This is a genomic window from Symmachiella dynata, from assembly GCF_007747995.1.
In the GTDB taxonomy this organism is placed as follows: Bacteria; Planctomycetota; Planctomycetia; order Planctomycetales; family Planctomycetaceae; genus Symmachiella; species Symmachiella dynata.
This window is the reverse complement of sequence record NZ_CP036276.1, coordinates 1720045-1736134: the sequence shown is the minus strand read 5'-3', so window position 1 is coordinate 1736134 and position 16090 is coordinate 1720045. Positions and strand designations below refer to the sequence as shown.

The following is a 16090-nucleotide window of genomic DNA, read 5'->3' as shown; positions in this document are numbered from 1 at the left end:
ATACAAACGTCCGGCTGGTAGGACTGTTATTTTTTCTTCAGCAACTGTTCCACTTGCGTACGAATCTCAGCACCCCGCATGTCGAATTGAACCAGAATGCCGTTGCGGTCGACCAGATATGTCGAGGGGAGCATCACCGCATCGAATTTTTTATCCAAATCGAACTCGTCAATCTTGTCCAAGATTTGCGGCCATTTCATCCCGGCTGTTTTCAGAAAGGCTTTCACTTGCTCCGAATCCTCATCCCGGTTGATGCCGATGATTTCAAAGCCTTTGTCATGCAGGTCGGCATAGGTTTTTTTCAGATTCGGCATTTCCTCAATGCAGGGTCCGCACCACGTGGCCCAAAAATCGACCAACACCACCTTGCCCTTATACTGCTCCCATTCAACCAGCTTGCCTTCCATGTCTCGTACGCCGATTTTGGGGGCGGGCTTGTCCAGCAGGTCGTGCTTGATCAATCCCGTCTGCACCATTCGGGTGACTTTTTGATTGAAGGGAAATTTGGCCGACAATTGCTCATAGATGTCCCGTGAAATTCCGACTTTGTTGGCAAACCGTGCTTTGCTGGCCAAAACAAACCCGAGGCTGAGCATCGCATCGGCTGATTGCGGTCTGGCCTGAGAGAGCAGCGATTCGAAGACGGCGAACGCCTCTTCAAAATCTCCCTCGGTCGCAAAACTCATACACCGGACCCGTTGCGCCAAATTTGACATGGCCGGGTTTTGGTCTTTGCGTTTTAGATAAGACTCCGCATACGGCGCAGCCTGCACTTCCATATCGTGCATCAAGCCCTCGCGGAACAGATGAAAATAAGCACTCTCAAGGTCGTCTGCATCGGGATGCTCATCGACATACTTGCCGACATCGATGAATGTAGCCTGACGATGTTTTTCCAACACCTCGACCAGCGTGACGTTCTCTTCGGCCTGAACTGAGCCAACAGTCATTAGCCCCAGCAACAACAAGACCGCCACGCAGAGCGGCAATTGATTCAAAACTCGACGGATCGCAAACACAGCCATTCCTCAAGGTCCTCATCTAGATACGATTCGACTCCGGTGCAGTCCCGGCGTTTCGTCAACTATCTCAGATTCGCTGCCTGAGCGGAAGGCAAACCCGACAGCCGGGTGGTTGGCAACAACGCCCACCCGCGGGTTCATTGACGTGCCGCTGGCAAAAAACAGGGTCGTCGCCGGCGGCGGTTATTCTGCCACTTCCTGGCCGAATGCCAACCGTTTTTGCGGGTCGGTCTTTTTTTCCCATTCCTTAAACAACATGCTCGGCTGAATATCCGTGTTGTTCTGGTATTTTTCGCTGTTGTATTCCGTGACGTCGCCGTGGAGCTGATGGTAAAAAATCTGGCAAATCGGCACGCCCGGATAAATGCGAATGGGCTGGACGGCGAACATCTCCAGCGTCCAAAACCCGCGGAAACCGACATCGCCGAATCCGGCGGTGATGTGCACAAACAGCCCCATCCGCCCAATCGAGGAACGTCCTTCGAGCATCGGCACAAAATTGTGCGTCTCGGTTCGCTCCATTGTCCGCCCCAAATAGAGTTGGTGCGGATTGAGCACAAAGCCTTCGGCGGGGATGGTGAAGCGGCGAAAGCGATTGGGCCGCTTCATATCTAGCACGATCTCCTCATACACGATCAATTCGTCGTGTAGGCAAAGATTGTAGCTATTCGGATTGAGCAGGTGGTCGTCAAACGGCTCGATGACGATGTTGTTGCCCAATTCCCGTTTGATTTCATTGCCGGATAGAATCATGGGCAGGGACGAATTAAGGCACCGAAAACCAGGGACGCCCACACCGCTGTGACCATCAACCGCCACCATGCTAACGCCGCCAACGGGTTTCGTCAATTTGCGAGCGAACGCACTAAAAACTTAGCATGGTGGAGCCGCAATCCAAACGACGATTATTTTTAGCCACAGATTAAACACGGATAAAAACACAGATTTCCGGGGGGCGGCTCGTTCATCCCCAAACCGACGGCTTGCCGTCGCATTGTGCGTTCTCTGCCGCACTAGTCCAACGTTTTCTCGATCGCCCCCGCCACTTGTTCCGCCAACGCCTTAGACCCCGGTTTGCTGAAATGTACATTCGCCGGTAGTTGGATCTCTTTGAGCCGCGGCTTGGCGAACGTGTAGAGATCGTCGATAGCGATGTCATTTTCCTGCATGATCTTAGCGGCGACGGCATTGTACTTCACCGCATCCCCCACGACTCGTCCGCCGGCACCGGCGGGCACCGGGGTGGTGGAACACCAAATCAGCGTCGCCCCCGTCTCCTTGAGCCGCGCCACCAATTTGCGGAGGTTCTTTTCGTACTCCTCGGGGGGCACTTGTTGATGGCTGTCGGCGGCAGCGGGGTCGGCCAGGTTTTTGCCGTTGGGCCCCATGTATTTCAAGTCGTGCAGGCCCCAATTGAAATGGATCACATCCCACGGTTTCTCTCCCAACCAACGGTCGATCTGTGCCACTCCCCGCGTTGTCGGACCCCCGTTGGTCAAAATGCGATGCACGTTCGCCTTCCCTTTGAGAAGTTCCCGCGTCGGCAGCGTATAACCGATGGAGATCGAATCGCCGATCAGCAACACTCGCGGCAGCTTCGGATCGTCTTGGATCGCCTGCAGCGCCGGATTCTGTTTCCGCTTCGCCCGCTTCTTCTTAGCAGCCGATTTCTCTTTAGCAGCCAATGGGGCGGCAGTGATGAACGTGACGAGCAGCAGGCAGACAAGGCGAAATGGCATCTTGGTCGCTCCTTCTTTGGTAGTGGAAGTGGGGTGCGATTCATTGTGGTGTGAATTGGTGGTGGGGGCAAGTGATAGTATGCCGAGGCGGTGCGTTCCAAGTATCACCAAACGACATTACCGGCATATAGAAATGTGTTGTAAAAGGGTCGGAAATGATGCTAAGTCGTGGAATGAAACGCTGTCGACCGGTATCATCGAATCAACTGGCCGCCGGTGCAGTTGATTCAGACCGCACCTGGAAAATGTCCGACTAGGTGTTTGAGGCTTGCCTCAGAGGAAAAGGAAATTCCTATGCGCGCTGTCACTGATCGATATGATGTGTGGATTCTCTGTGCAGCCATATTTTTTTTCTCCACGGAGGACACGTTCGCTGGGAACCGTCTCGAAGATTCGAAAAAAACACCCAGTCTTAAAGCCGATTCCGTTGGAGAAAAGGTCATTGGTTTTACTGCAGACGGCAAGGTGCTCCTAACTGTTGACCGCGATTGCATGCTTCATTTTTGGAACACAACACGCGGTCACTTGGAAACCACGATTAACCCAATCGAAGGAAATATATACGGTCATCCACACGATCGTGATCGTAAATTGAACCCTCGTAATCTCCAAATTGCGTTGTCTTCGGACAGATTGAGCCTTGCTACAGGAAGTGAACCTTTTGACAAAATACTTGGCGATTCGATGGGCGAAATCAAACTGTGGAACATTGCTACAAATCCGGTCGAAGTCTCATTAAACACTCAATTCAGAACAAAGAACTGCAGAGGTCTTTCCTTCGCGCCAAATCGTAAATGGCTTGCGGTGGCCAGTAATATTGGCGCAGTCATTGATGTGAACGCCAAAGAACGCGTATTTGACGGCGATCGATTGTCACTTGTAAATCTTAGTAATGAATTCACTCGATTCTTAAATCCGATAAGCGTTGCATTTTCACCGGATGGCAATCGAGTGGCGTTTGGCAGGAACACCCGAGATAAGTCCATCGAAATGGACATCATCTTGTACCGCAGCAAACCCAAAAATGGTTCGCACTTTGAAGCCATTTTGGACGTAACCGCTCCATCGAAGTGGGGTTCATCATGGGGGGCACCAGGCCCGATGGTATTTTCGCCTGACGGAAAAACCTTGGCCTGCGTTGGCCCCTCCTCCGGAGTGCAGCTTTGGGACGTGGCGAAAAAAAAGCTGTTGTGCAAGACCGTAGAAATTGAGCCTATCGTTTTTGGCACATCTTATGGAGTCACAGCCTTGGCATGGGATCTAAAAGGCGAGAACCTTTTGTTTTGTTCCGGGGGGCTGAAAATGATTCAGGTTTCGAGTCCAGATAAGATTTACAAGATTGGGAACCAAGACACTTCGATTAATTCGCTCACATTTTCCCCCGATGGAAAGACTCTGGCTACGGGAAATAAGGAGGCAAATGTTCAATTACTGGATGCCGATCAGCTAATTAGCGAGGCGACTGGAAAAAAGTGATTCTTCGAAGTGGTGAGTTCATGGAAATCCTTTGCCCGCTTTTGATCCGTTTGTTCCTTTCTCAACACCGAACCATACGACGCACTCCTGGACAAGCCAGCAGGTGGTACTCGGCGAGAGTTTGGTACAATGATTCCCCACTCATGCCCATGGCACGAATGTCCCCGGGCTGAGCGAGGAGAGGACCATAAACTGCACCCTAAACGAACGGTCAAGACCAATGAACCTGCGCGGTCTTCCCTGGCAACGCTGGGCAGCGGTGGCGATTCCGGTGGCCGTGGTTTGCTTCTTACTCGCGCTGCTCGTTCCGGCCATGCTGCGGGCGCGGACTGAGGCGCGCAAGACCTATTCCCGGAATAACCTCAAACAAATCGGATTGGCATTTCACAATTATTACGACCTTTACCAATGCCTGCCGCCCGGAGCGATCGTTCGAGAGGATGGCGTGGCGCTGCATGGTTGGCCGTCGCGCTTAGTTTCTTACATGTCCGCAAATGGGATTTTCCAATACATCGACAATAATCTCCCCTGGGATCATGACATCAACTTGTTAGCCTATTGCCAACAGGAACCCGCCTACCAAATGCCCGGCGTCGACGAAACTCGCACTAATGGTCATTATGGATTGATGTGCTACTTGGGCAATCCGAACTTGCTGCACCGTAACAGCAGCGTGAAGTTCGACGACATGACCGCCGGAGTCACGCACACCTGGATGGCGGGAGAAACAGCCGGCAACTATCAGCCATGGGCCTACCCGTTCAATTGGCGACCGTTGGGGAAGCGACTCAATGACGGGCCGGACAGCTACGGGCGACCTTCGGGAGATGGTGCCTTTCTGTTGATGGCCGATGGCAGCGTGCAGTGGATTTCCAATAAAGTCGAAGAGAGTATCTTGGCGGACTACGTCGCTGCGCCTCCGGTGGCCAATGCGGATCAAATCGCTGTTCCGCCGCGGCAGTTCGAGTATTCAACCGAGGATTGGAGTAACGAACTTCTTGATCTTGACGAGCACGAAGACGAGAGTTGGTGCGCGGTCGCGTCCATCGATACGGATGACCACGCACACTCTGTCTATTTTCGTCCAGAAATGAAAGTCACTCCGGAACGCGCGCTGAATGCTGAGGATATACGGCGGGTGGCGGATAGATTTCCTGAGACGAAAACGTTGCAGAAGGACTTCGTCATCGACGATGATGTCGCAGAAGTATTGGCTGAATTCAAACAGTTAGCCTATGTCCGTGCGTATTCCCTCGAAGTCTCCGAGCGCGGCCTGTCAGCGATCAAGCGTATGCCGGCATTAAAAATGTTAAGAGTCGGCGAGGCACGTGCCGCTGACTTAGCCGCCCTGCGCGAGGCGCTACCCAACTGTGAAATTATTGCGAACTCGGTCTCTGATGATTAGCGATCCAGCGCGTTCGGTGTGCGCCTAGACCACGCCCGCGCTACGTAATCAGCGGACAGACGTCGAACCACTCGCGGCCTTGCTCCTCCATCCACTGCATCGATTCCGCCGGACCCCAGAGCGCCGGCGGATAGATATCCAGATTCGGCTCTGTTTGGTTCTTCCAAGCCTCGATCACCGGATCAATGATGTCCCAGGAGAGTTCCACCTCGTCGCTGCGGGCGAAGAGACTGGCGTCGCCGTTGAGCACATCCAGCAGCAGGCGCTGATAGGCGTCGGGCAGTGCAAATGAGAATTCGCGTTGGAAACTAAAATCCAGATCGGTCATCCGCAAGTTCATACCCGCATCAGGAACCTTGGTATGGAAATGCAGTTGAATGCCCTCGGCCGGTTGGACTTGAATCACCAGCCGATTCGCTCCGGGAGACTGGCTGCTTTGGTCGGAAAAGAGTGGCTGCGGCGGTTCTCGAAATTGAATCACGATCTGCGTCGTGCGGCACGACAGAGCTTTACCGCTGCGGAGGTAAAAGGGGACATTGCTCCACCGCCAATTGTCAACGTGCAGCTTCAGAGCGGCGAAGGTTGCTGTCTGACTGTCGGTGGCGACCCCTTTCTCCTGTCGATAGCCTTCGTACTGGCCGCGGATTGTGTCTTGCTTGACCATCTCGGCTGTAATCGGCCGCACCGATTGCAACACTTTGGCCTTTTCGTCGCGAATCAGATCCGCGCTCATCCGCGCCGGGGCTTCCATCGCCGTAATCATCATCAATTGCAGCAGATGATTTTGAAACATGTCTCGCAAGATGCCCGACGTGTCGTAGTAATCCCCGCGACGTCCGACAGCCAACTCCTCGGCGACGGTGATCTGCACATGATCAACATATTGCCGGTTCCAGATCGGTTCAAAAATGCTGTTCGCAAAGCGCAGCACAAACAGGTTTTGCACCGTTTCCTTACCCAGGTAGTGATCGATGCGATAGACCTGGTTTTCGGCAAACACTTGATGCAAATCGTCATTCAGTTGCCGGGCCGTGGCCGCGTCGTAGCCGAATGGTTTTTCGATCACAATCCGCCGCGGACCGTTGCTCTCATCGGCAAGCCCGGCGGCTCCCAAGTTGGCGACAGCTGTGGCGTACAGGCGCGGCGTTGTGGAAAGGTAAAACACGCGTGTACCTTCGCTGCCTTGCTCAATCTCATCCAACACGTCTGACAACCGCTGGAAGTCTTCCGATTTGCCGATGTCGCCCTGCATGTAAAACACAGATTTGGCAAACGACTGCCATTCCTGCTCGTCAAAGTCCTTCCCCGCAAACTTGGCTGTCGACTCGGACAGCGATTTGCGCCAAGCGTCGTGACTAAACTCCGTCCGCGAGACCCCCAACACCTTTGTGTCGGCCGGCAGGCGTCGCTTGACCCACAGGCGATACAGTGCGGGAATCAACTTGCGGGTGGTCAGGTCCCCCGAAGCTCCAAAAATGACAATCGTATGCGACATGGCAGAGGGTACCTTTAATGGCAAAAACCGTTTGTCCGTTCGTTACTCACCTTGCGTTGGTTTGGATATTGTATCGGTTCCGCTTACAAGTAAAAGACTAAGCCGCGCAACGGTCGAACCAAATAGGAATCAGTCGAGCGATGACGACCACAGATGTTTTTTAATCGATGAACCCAACCAGCCTTGCGATTCGCGCCGCAGTGCCGAAGAATGAAGGCGGCAACCCCGCGAAAGCGAACCAAGACGCTCCGGCTTTCGCGAAGACAACTCAGCAAGACGCTCCACGGATGCCACGTATTGCTGGAGGATTTTTGTATGCAATTTGAACCTCGTCAAAATCGACGACCGGCCTCATCCGAGAACCGGAATTGCGCGCGATTCCCACGCTACGTCGTGACGTTTGCTACGGCGAATTTGTTATTTGCCCAAATTGCGATCAGCACCGGCTGGGGGCAGGAGCTGCCACGACCCAACGCCGCTCAGGCCCGCCAGATCAAGGAAGCGGCAAAGGCTTCAGACATCAATCGAGACGAAGTCGTCGTCTTTTATGAAACGTCAGCCCATCTCGACAACGACGGCGCGACCTGGGTCATTCCCATCCATGGCGTGGTTTATGAGCCCACCGTCAATCCGCTGCGGCGCAGCGCGATGGCCATTGCCATCAGCCGCTTGGCCGATTCGGACGAGGATGCTCGCAAATCGCTGAACCTAATCCGTATTTTAGACCACTTTCTCGTCGACAATGAACGGGGACAGGACATCTCGATTCGAATCGGCAATCGCGTGGTGAATATCGGCAAATCCGAAGCGAACGGACATTTCGAAAACACCATCCGCCTGCGCGATGCCGACATCCAGAACCTGATCGTCCGACATGGCCAAACTGCGTTCCTCCCGTTTGAAGCGGTCACTCGAACATCTGACCTGCGAAGATTCGTGGGCCGCGCGTATCTGGTCCCGCCGACGGGGTTGTCGATCATCTCCGACATCGACGACACGATCAAACATAGCGAAGTCACCGATGCGGAAGCCGTCTTGGAAAACACGTTTTTGTTCAAATTCCAATCCGCTCCCGGCATGCCGGAGTTGTACCAGGCCTGCGCCCGCAAGGGGTTCGCCTTTCACTATGTCTCTGGCAGCCCTTGGCAACTCTATCTCCCCTTGCTGGAATTTTTTGATGCCGAGAAATTGCCGCGCGGCTCGTTCGCGTTGAAACATTTTCGTCTCAAGAAGCCCAGCACCGCGGCGGACATGCTCCAGTCTCCCCAAGAGGCTAAACTCAACGCAATCGAACAAATCCTGGCCGCCTACCCCCAGCGGCGTTTTTTGCTGATCGGTGATTCGGGCGAAAAAGATCCGGAGATTTATAGTGCCACAGCCCAATCGCATCCCGAGCAGGTCGTCGGGATTTTTATTCGCAACGTGACCAACGACCAACTCAGCGACACCCGTTTTCTGAATGTGACCAAGGGGTTGGGGAGGATTCCCTTCCGGCTATTCACGGACCCCAAGGAATTATCTCTCGATATCGAAGCCATCAATCGCGACCATGGAACACCCAGCCCTCCGCCTGCCCGATAAGTTGTCGCGGACCTGTGTATTGTCTCACTTGCCACACATCGACCACAAAGGCGCACCTGAAATATGTCGACACGGACTCCGGCGAAAGACGCGCACTCAACGTCGTCCAGTCTGATCTCGCGCGTGCGGCGACAGGAACCGGCGGCGTGGGCACGGCTGTCGGAATTGTACGGCCCGCTGGTCTATCATTGGTGCCGCCGCACAGGCCTGGCCGCTGAAGATTCCGCTGACGTGGTGCAAGAGGTGTTTCGCGCCGTTTCATTGGCGATCGAAAGTTTCCACGACGATCGCGACGGCGACACCTTTCGCGGTTGGCTGTGGACGATCACCCGCAACAAAATCCGCGACTTCGCCCGCAACCAACACGGCAAACCTCAAGCCGCCGGCGGCACAGCCGCGCATGCGCAACTGATCGAAGTCCCCGACCGCGAACCCGACACAGAAGAAGGCAGCCCCACCTCCCCCCCGGTCACCCGCCTCATCCACCGCGCTTTAGAAATGATCCGCACCGAATTCCAAGAAAGCACCTGGAACGCCTTCCGCCTCACCGCCCTAGAAGGCTGTAGCGCCCCCCAAGCCGCAAAAGAATTAGGCAGCACCCCACAGGCCGTCCGACAAGCCAAGTCACGCGTCCTGCGACGGTTGCGGGCGGAGTTGGGGGAATTGGATTGACGCACCTCTACCGTCAATGACGACCAACCGCTGGCTTTGCCAGTGATTTCTTGGATGAATACAACCAGAGGTTTCAATTGACGGTGAGATTGTGATGCCCCTACGACCGCAACTTCGTTTATTCTACTCAGGTAGGGATCGCTATAGCAGCCACGGCAAAAACACTGGCAGAGCCAGTGGCACCCATCGCCATGATGGGATTTTGGACGACAGAGTGGCCTTTTTGGTGGTTAGCCACACATTTACTGCATACAGTTTGCAGCAGAATTGGAATGTTCCATGCCGAATCGAAACTGCGTTATAAAGTTGATCATTATCTGGCGCATCCTGAGAAGTTGGACCAACCAAAGTACCTGTTGACGTCATCTCTCGCAGGCATCGGCGGATGATTCAGGTTTGCTAAGGAGTTTGGGTTCCACTAATAGGGATGTTAATTCCCACCCGGTATGTATGTCGGCAAGTTCACGTCACCGCACTGTTAGCTCAGACTTACAATTACGAGAAACTTTTCCAATGAATCTACGTCCTGAACTTCTACCGCCAAAACTTGACGAAGCCCTCATTGCCCGATTAGCGGATCTCGCCTCAAAAATCGATGGGGCGAGGCCGGGTGAATATGACGAATGGCTCAAGGAGTTTAACGAACTCTCGCAAGAAAATTTTCCATTCGAATATTTCCAAGGCATCTATGGTGGTGAAGACCATGCCGACTGGGTTCGCCGAGTCATTAACGCGCGCCTGATCAAACCTGTTCCAGACGTGTCACGAGGTGAACTCATTGAGATCGTCCGCCGTGCCATGTTGCAGAATGGCTATCCCGACTACGAGGTATACATGGCGATCTTTGACGCCAATGTTCCGCGAGCCCATGCTTCAAATTTGATCTTCTATCCACCGGATTACGATGCTTCGACAAACACGTGGGGTGGCGGCCGCGCAATGGGAGAATACGAACCGACAATTGAAGAGATTGTGGATTGGGCGCTGGAACCAGATCCGCAAAATGAATAGCGCTCAGGTACATTGGAGTTATAAAGTCACGCGTCTTGCTGCAGTTGCGGGCGGAGTTGGGGGAATGGAGTGAACCACCTCTGCATCAAAAAAAACGCCCCAAGAAGAATCTCGGGGCGTCATGCATTCACTCAACAATCTCTACCAACCGCGGCGGGTTATTCCTGGACGCGTTTCCAGACGTGCATCCATTGGCCGCTTTCGGGTTGGGGCTTGAAACTCGTCGGACGGGGTTCCCCTGCTGGGGCAAAGACCACGCGGAATTCGTTTCCTTTGTGTTCGTAGAGACCCAGGCTGGTTTTGCCTTTGTGTGGACCGGTCGCATCGGTGATGTCGATGGTCTTGGGGGCCTGCGTCGCGTCCAGAATTTGCGTCCCGGTGAAAGTTCCCATTTCAGGCAACGTGACGCGGTATTGGTCCCCTTTGATGACCAACTTCGCATCCTTCATTTCTGATTTCGAAAGGGCTTTGCCATCCGCTTCGCCGCTGCTCAATCTCCAGACGCCATTCAATGTGCCGCAAGTCGGTGCCGCGTCGTTTTCCGGCGCGCCGGCCCCCATCAACATGCTGACTGCCAAACTCATCGCAATACCAAATCTCATAACGTCTCTCCTGAACAAGGGGGCGAACAATGATTAACCCTCGAACTCTAGCTTGCTTTTAGAGTCCGCTCGGAAAATCCCGCCGATTGCCGGTAAATTGCCCCCTGCCCTCGGCAATTCTCCCCCCTGAATTCAGTAGATGTTGCGAAATAACCACGTAGCAAACCGCGAGCGTTGCCTGTATTGAGTTGGGAGAATTGAAGTGACCTGATGCGACTTCGATTGTGCACCCGACGTTGCACTTCTCGACTAATCCCGCCGGTAGTCTACCTCTTGGGGGTAGTGGTTCTGGTCAAGAAATTTCCTAGCCGCTGCGGAGTCTTTGAGAAACGTGTCGAAGAACGCAACGGAATACTCGTTGGTAATTCGTTGGTCTTCCAGCGCGTCGGAAAACGTAAGGTCAGGACTGCCGTCCTTCCCCTTTTCGATGCCAATACCATCGCCCCAGTTCGTATTGATTTGCGTCATCTCCGTAAAAGTATAGTGACCGGCATTTTTAAAGTTGAGCAGATATTTCGGGTCAGCCGCCTTTTCGAAATAGGCAATACTGCGGTTGTTTCCCCCTTCTCCCACTGTCCGGTCGGTATCCCCCAAGATTAAGAGCAGCGGGATTTTGCAGTCATTATTTTCCGGCATGTCGCGCAAGGCATCAGTCAAAGTCATGGGAATAATCGCTTTGATGCGCGGATCCAATTCCGCAGCGCGGCAAACCGTAAAGCCGCCAAACGAATGGCCGAAAGCTCCGATCTGGCCGTCGGCAATACGATCTCGCAACCAGTGATCCCCCGAGGCACTCAGCTCACTCAAATGGGTGATCAGAAATGAGACATCATGGGGGCGATCGTCACGCCGCTCCGGCTCGCGCGTGTCCAAGCTATAGGGTACGATCTGGCCGGGCAGAATCGTCGTCGCCGCATTTCCCGTGTGATCCGCCGCAGCCACGATATACCCGTGCGAGGCGAGATACTCTGCCTGATAAGTATTTTGATGGCGAAAGCCCCCGTTGCCGTGCGAAAACACCAACAGTGGAAATGAGCCCGCATCGATTTTTGCATTCCGATGTGCGATGTTTTTGAATGTCTCTTCGACTTTGTCAAACTGGCCGCCAAACCGTCCGATGACGATTTTGCCTGCAGCAACACCAGCCGGTGTTCCCCAGAAATCGCTGAACTTATTGAGCGGTTGTTTTTCTGATCCCTGGTCCGCCGGGTACCAAATCTCTGTCACCAAGGTGCGCGGCTTGCCCGTAATGGCACATTCGCGCTGGTCATCCACAAAAACTTCTGTCCGCACCCCCACGGTGTAAGGTCCCGGCTTTCGGGGATCGGCGGCATCGCACTGTGAATCAGCGGAGATCGCGAAGAATCCAAGAACAATGGCAATAATGCGAAGCGACATGCGCATGACGTTGGGCCTCCGACCGTTCTGCCACTCCCCTCGATTCAGTTTGGGTCGCGCAAGACGATCGTCTTCAAAAGGGAATCAACTGGAATAAGTGAATAAGACAATATTCCAGCGTACCAGAACCAAATGAAGCGACGCAACGATCTGTGGTCTGCTGCCACCTAGCTTTGCGATTAGGCAACTCCTCGAAATTGATTGCATGAAGCAATAAATGCAATAAGGTTGGGTGCCACTGGCTTTGCCAGTGTTGTTGAGGATGGGGAGGGCTTGAGGTTTGAAGTGATGATGAACTTGCGTTTCTACGACGTCCACACATCCGTTTTTTCTCGTGCGGGAATGTACTACAACCTGCATGCGAATATAACACGGGCAATGCCAGTGGAACCCGAAAACAGCCCTACTCGACCGTGCCATCCGACTGCGGAGGCGCCGCCGGATTAGCCTCAGGCGGTCCCGTTGTGTCGGCCTCAAAGAAGTGCGCCTCTTCGACCAGTTCGATGCTCGCCTCTGCTGAGGATTCTTCAATCAACCGCATGCCGGACTTCACGCCGAATGTCCAGAAGAGTGCGGGGCGGACGAAGAATTCTAAGATCGTGCTGCTGAGCAAGCCGCCGATAATCACCGTGGCAACGGGATAGAGGATTTCTTTGCCCGGTTCCCCGGCGGACATTGCTAGCGGTACTAAACCGATCCCCGAGGTGAGTGCAGTCATCAACACCGGTGCCAGTCGTTCTTGACCGGCGCGAATGATCATCGCCTTGGACCAGGTTTCGCCCTCGTAACGTACCAAATGCAGGTAGTGATTGAGCAGCAAGATCCCGTTCCGCGAGGCAATACCGCCTAGCGAAATGAAACCCACCATGGCCGCCACGGTCAAGGTTTGCCCGGTGACAACCAGCGCCGTAACCGACCCGATGAAGGCCATCGGCAAAGCGGCCATGACTTGGATGGAGAAATTGGCCGAGCGGAACATTGTGTAGAGTACCAGAAACACGCCCAACAGCGAGATGCCAAACAGAATGCCGATGGTGCGGCTGGCTGCTTGTTGGCTTTCAAATTGTCCGCCATATTCGATGAAATACCCGGGCGGCAAGGACTCGACAATTTTTTTCTGGCGCTGTTTGATTTCCTCCACCACGTCGACTAATCCGCGGCCGCTGACATTGCACTGCACGATAATCCGCCGCAGAACTTGTTCGCGGTTGATCGTATTCGGCCCGCTGGAGCGATAGATTTTCGCCACGGAGGACAACGGTGTTGTGCCGCCGCTGGGCAGTTCGATCGTGAGCCGGCGCAGCGCTTGCAGGTTTTCGCGGTAATCTTCTTCCATGCGGACCAACAGGTCGAACGTGCGTTGCCCGAGCAGCACATTCGAAACGACTTCACCATTCATCGCCGTCTCGATGTAGTCATTCACATAGGCGGGCGTTAATCCGTAGAGTTCCAGTTTGTCGCGATCCAATTCGATCCGCAATTGCGGGATTTCGACCTGCGGTTCGACCAAAGCATCCGTCACCCCGTTAACCCCTTTCATCACCGCTGCCAGTTCTTGCGCCTTAGTACGCAGGATGCTCAAATCATCGCCGTAAATCTTAATACCGACTTGCGCCTTCACCCCGGAAATCATGTGCGAGATCAAGTGCGCCAGCGGTTGCTCGACAGTTGTGACAATCCCCGGGATATCGGCCATTGCTTCGCGGATTTCATCGAGGACTTCCTCGCGACTCTGTTCTAAGTCCTCGTCGAAACCGATAATCATCTCCGTGATGTTGACCCCTTCGGCATGCTCGTCGAGTTCAGCACGGCCGGTCCGCCGCGAGAACGCAGCCACGCCGTCGATTTTGGTCAAGCGCTGCATCACCGTTTCGGCAATGTCATTGGATTTTCGCAACGAGGTTCCCGGCGGCAGGACCACGTTGAGTTGCACAACCCCTTCGTTAAACGGCGGCAGGAAATCGCGTTCCAGTTGTGAAAGAAGCAGAGCGGCAATGGCCACCCCCACCGCGGCGAGTAACAACATCAACCTGGAAAACCGCAGACTCATGCTGATCGCGACACCGGCAGCCCACTTGAGAACCCGCAACAACGGCCCATCTTTTTCCTGGTCCATGAACTTGGCATTCGAAAGCAACCAATACGAAAGCACCGGCGTTAACGTCAAAGAGACAGCCAGCGATGAGAGGATCGAAACGATATAAGCGACTCCCAACGGCGCGAACAAACGGCCTTCCATTCCTGAAAGTGCAAACAGCGGAATGAAGACCAGCACGACAATCATCGTGCCGAACACGATCGAGTTGCGAATCTCCACGCTGGCTTGAAAGACGATCAGCAGTGGATGTTTCGGTTCCTGGGCATGTCGGTTTTCGCGGAGTCGGCGGAAAATATTCTCCACATCAACAATGGCATCATCGACCAGTTCGCCAATGGCGACCGCCAAGCCGCCGAGCGTCATCGTGTTGATCGACAGCCCAAATGCGGCGAACACCAGAATTGTGATGGCGACCGATAGCGGAATCGCCGTCAGTGTGATGAACGTTGTTCGAAAGTTCATCAAGAACAAAAACAGAATGATCACCACCAGAATCCCGCCATCGCGGAGCGCTTCGACGACGTTGTCGATGGATCGATCAATGAACGATTTTTGCGAATACAATTCTGGTTGAATGCGAATATCCTCGGGGAGTGTCATTTCCAGTTCCGCCAAAGCCCCCATGACGGCATCGGTCACTTGGCGGGTGTCCGCATTGGGTTGTTTGTTGATGGTCAAAATAACCGCCGGCCCGCCGGAGAACGATCCGTCCTCCTCGCGGACAAAAGCGGAACTGTCGCCACGTTTCACCTGTGCGCCTTCAACCACGCGTGCGACCTGGGACAGCAATACGGGGCGGCCCTCACGCATGGTGACCACCAGTTTTTCCAAATCCTCAACTTTTTGCACGCGTCCCAGCGCGCGGACGAGCAACTCGTTGGGGCCTTGTTCATCCAGATAGCCGCCGGTCGCGTTCTCATTGCTTTCCTCGACCGCTTTGCGAACCTCCTGCAGGGTCAGGCCGTATTTCAGTAACGCATTGGGATCAATCAACACCTGAAACTGTTTCCGTCCGCCCCCCATGGTGAAGACCTGTGAGACGCCGGGAATCGTCAGCAGTCGTTGCCGGACCACCCAGTCGGCCAGTGTGCGGACCTCCAGCGGCGATGTTTTGCCCCCTTCACTCCACATGCCCACCATGATGATCTGCCCCATGATCGAGGAGATCGGCGCCAATTGCGGCTGAACGCCCGGTGGCATCCGGTCGGCGACAAGTTGCAGTCGTTCGTTAACGATCTGCCGATCGTTGTAGATGTTGGTTCCCCAATCAAATTCGACATAGATCACCGAGATCCCCACGCCGGAAGAACTCCGCACGGCTTGTACGCCATTGGCTCCATTGAGTGTGGTCTCCAAGGGAATCGTGATCAGCGCTTCGACTTCTTCGGGCGCCATCCCAGGCGCTTCGGTCATCACCACCACTCGGGGGCGGTTCAGATTCGGGAAGACGTCGATATCGATATTCAGCGCCTGCCAGGTGCCATAGCCGATTAAAAACATCGAAAACGCAACCACCAGGAGGCGCTGATGCAGGGCGAAGCGAATGACGGCATTTAACATGGAGGATACTCAAACAAAAATGAAAACGATC

General features: G+C 54.2%; 12 protein-coding genes. 5 read left to right on the top strand and 7 right to left on the bottom strand.

The features are described 5' to 3' along the window. Positions 1-26 precede the first annotated feature (26 nt). From Mal52_RS06675 to Mal52_RS06665, 3 genes are all read right to left on the bottom strand, one after another. Positions 27-1025 carry a TlpA family protein disulfide reductase gene (locus Mal52_RS06675; RefSeq protein ID WP_145374930.1) on the bottom strand — a complete coding sequence of 333 codons (999 nt, stop codon included), beginning with the start codon at positions 1023-1025 and terminating at the stop codon, positions 27-29. 180 nt (positions 1026-1205) lie between these two features. Further along, positions 1206-1775, bottom strand: coding sequence for a dCTP deaminase (dcd, locus tag Mal52_RS06670; protein ID WP_145374929.1), 570 nt, complete (start codon positions 1773-1775; stop codon positions 1206-1208). A 260-nt stretch (positions 1776-2035) separates the two neighbouring features. After that, positions 2036-2761, bottom strand: a complete 726-nt coding sequence (locus Mal52_RS06665; protein WP_145374928.1) for an SGNH/GDSL hydrolase family protein — start codon at positions 2759-2761, stop codon at positions 2036-2038. A 294-nt stretch (positions 2762-3055) separates the two neighbouring features. On the opposite strand from Mal52_RS06665, the gene Mal52_RS06660 reads away from it, so the two are divergent. Beyond that, positions 3056-4237 carry a WD40 repeat domain-containing protein gene (locus Mal52_RS06660; protein ID WP_145374927.1) on the top strand — a complete coding sequence of 394 codons (1182 nt, stop codon included), beginning with the start codon at positions 3056-3058 and terminating at the stop codon, positions 4235-4237. A gap of 220 nt (positions 4238-4457) precedes the next feature. Then, positions 4458-5642 carry a DUF1559 family PulG-like putative transporter gene (locus Mal52_RS06655; protein ID WP_145374926.1) on the top strand — a complete coding sequence of 395 codons (1185 nt, stop codon included), beginning with the start codon at positions 4458-4460 and terminating at the stop codon, positions 5640-5642. Between the two features lie 40 nt (positions 5643-5682). Here Mal52_RS06655 and zwf read toward each other — a convergent pair whose 3' ends face one another. Continuing rightward, entirely contained in the window at positions 5683-7137 is a 1455-nt protein-coding gene (gene zwf, locus Mal52_RS06650) for a glucose-6-phosphate dehydrogenase (RefSeq protein ID WP_145374925.1), read from the bottom strand. 315 nt (positions 7138-7452) lie between these two features. Here zwf and Mal52_RS06645 point away from each other — a divergent pair, with 315 nt between their 5' ends. The 3 genes from Mal52_RS06645 to Mal52_RS06635 all read left to right on the top strand — a co-directional run bounded on the left by Mal52_RS06645 (position 7453) and on the right by Mal52_RS06635 (position 10401). Beyond that, a complete protein-coding gene (locus tag Mal52_RS06645) occupies positions 7453-8718 on the top strand; it encodes a phosphatidate phosphatase App1 family protein (RefSeq protein ID WP_197534711.1) in 1266 nt (421 codons plus the stop codon). A 63-nt stretch (positions 8719-8781) separates the two neighbouring features. Continuing rightward, complete coding sequence (locus tag Mal52_RS06640; RefSeq protein ID WP_145374923.1) at positions 8782-9390, top strand: RNA polymerase sigma factor; 609 nt, start codon at positions 8782-8784, stop codon at positions 9388-9390. A gap of 513 nt (positions 9391-9903) precedes the next feature. Then, the gene (locus tag Mal52_RS06635) at positions 9904-10401 is read left to right on the top strand and encodes a hypothetical protein (RefSeq protein WP_145374922.1); all 498 of its coding nucleotides are present in this window, start codon (positions 9904-9906) and stop codon (positions 10399-10401) included. Between the two features lie 158 nt (positions 10402-10559). On the opposite strand, the gene Mal52_RS06630 is transcribed toward Mal52_RS06635, so the two are convergent. From Mal52_RS06630 to Mal52_RS06620, 3 genes are all read right to left on the bottom strand, one after another. Beyond that, on the bottom strand, positions 10560-11003 hold the full coding sequence (locus tag Mal52_RS06630) for a TIGR03067 domain-containing protein (protein WP_145374921.1): 444 nt from the start codon (positions 11001-11003) through the stop codon (positions 10560-10562). A gap of 249 nt (positions 11004-11252) precedes the next feature. Further along, the gene (locus tag Mal52_RS06625; protein ID WP_145374920.1) at positions 11253-12407 is read right to left on the bottom strand and encodes an alpha/beta hydrolase family protein; all 1155 of its coding nucleotides are present in this window, start codon (positions 12405-12407) and stop codon (positions 11253-11255) included. 397 nt (positions 12408-12804) lie between these two features. After that, entirely contained in the window at positions 12805-16059 is a 3255-nt protein-coding gene (locus tag Mal52_RS06620; protein WP_145374919.1) for an efflux RND transporter permease subunit, read from the bottom strand. Positions 16060-16090 lie beyond the last annotated feature (31 nt).

Coding starts and splice junctions, on each gene's coding strand:
- Mal52_RS06675 (WP_145374930.1), bottom strand. CDS start 1,025: ATGGCTGTGTTTGCGATCCGTCGAGTTTTGAATCAATTGCCGCTCTGC.
- dcd (WP_145374929.1), bottom strand. CDS start 1,775: ATGATTCTATCCGGCAATGAAATCAAACGGGAATTGGGCAACAACATC.
- Mal52_RS06665 (WP_145374928.1), bottom strand. CDS start 2,761: ATGCCATTTCGCCTTGTCTGCCTGCTGCTCGTCACGTTCATCACTGCC.
- Mal52_RS06660 (WP_145374927.1), top strand. CDS start 3,056: ATGCGCGCTGTCACTGATCGATATGATGTGTGGATTCTCTGTGCAGCC.
- Mal52_RS06655 (WP_145374926.1), top strand. CDS start 4,458: ATGAACCTGCGCGGTCTTCCCTGGCAACGCTGGGCAGCGGTGGCGATT.
- zwf (WP_145374925.1), bottom strand. CDS start 7,137: ATGTCGCATACGATTGTCATTTTTGGAGCTTCGGGGGACCTGACCACC.
- Mal52_RS06645 (WP_197534711.1), top strand. CDS start 7,453: ATGCAATTTGAACCTCGTCAAAATCGACGACCGGCCTCATCCGAGAAC.
- Mal52_RS06640 (WP_145374923.1), top strand. CDS start 8,782: ATGTCGACACGGACTCCGGCGAAAGACGCGCACTCAACGTCGTCCAGT.
- Mal52_RS06635 (WP_145374922.1), top strand. CDS start 9,904: ATGAATCTACGTCCTGAACTTCTACCGCCAAAACTTGACGAAGCCCTC.
- Mal52_RS06630 (WP_145374921.1), bottom strand. CDS start 11,003: ATGAGATTTGGTATTGCGATGAGTTTGGCAGTCAGCATGTTGATGGGG.
- Mal52_RS06625 (WP_145374920.1), bottom strand. CDS start 12,407: ATGCGCATGTCGCTTCGCATTATTGCCATTGTTCTTGGATTCTTCGCG.
- Mal52_RS06620 (WP_145374919.1), bottom strand. CDS start 16,059: ATGTTAAATGCCGTCATTCGCTTCGCCCTGCATCAGCGCCTCCTGGTG.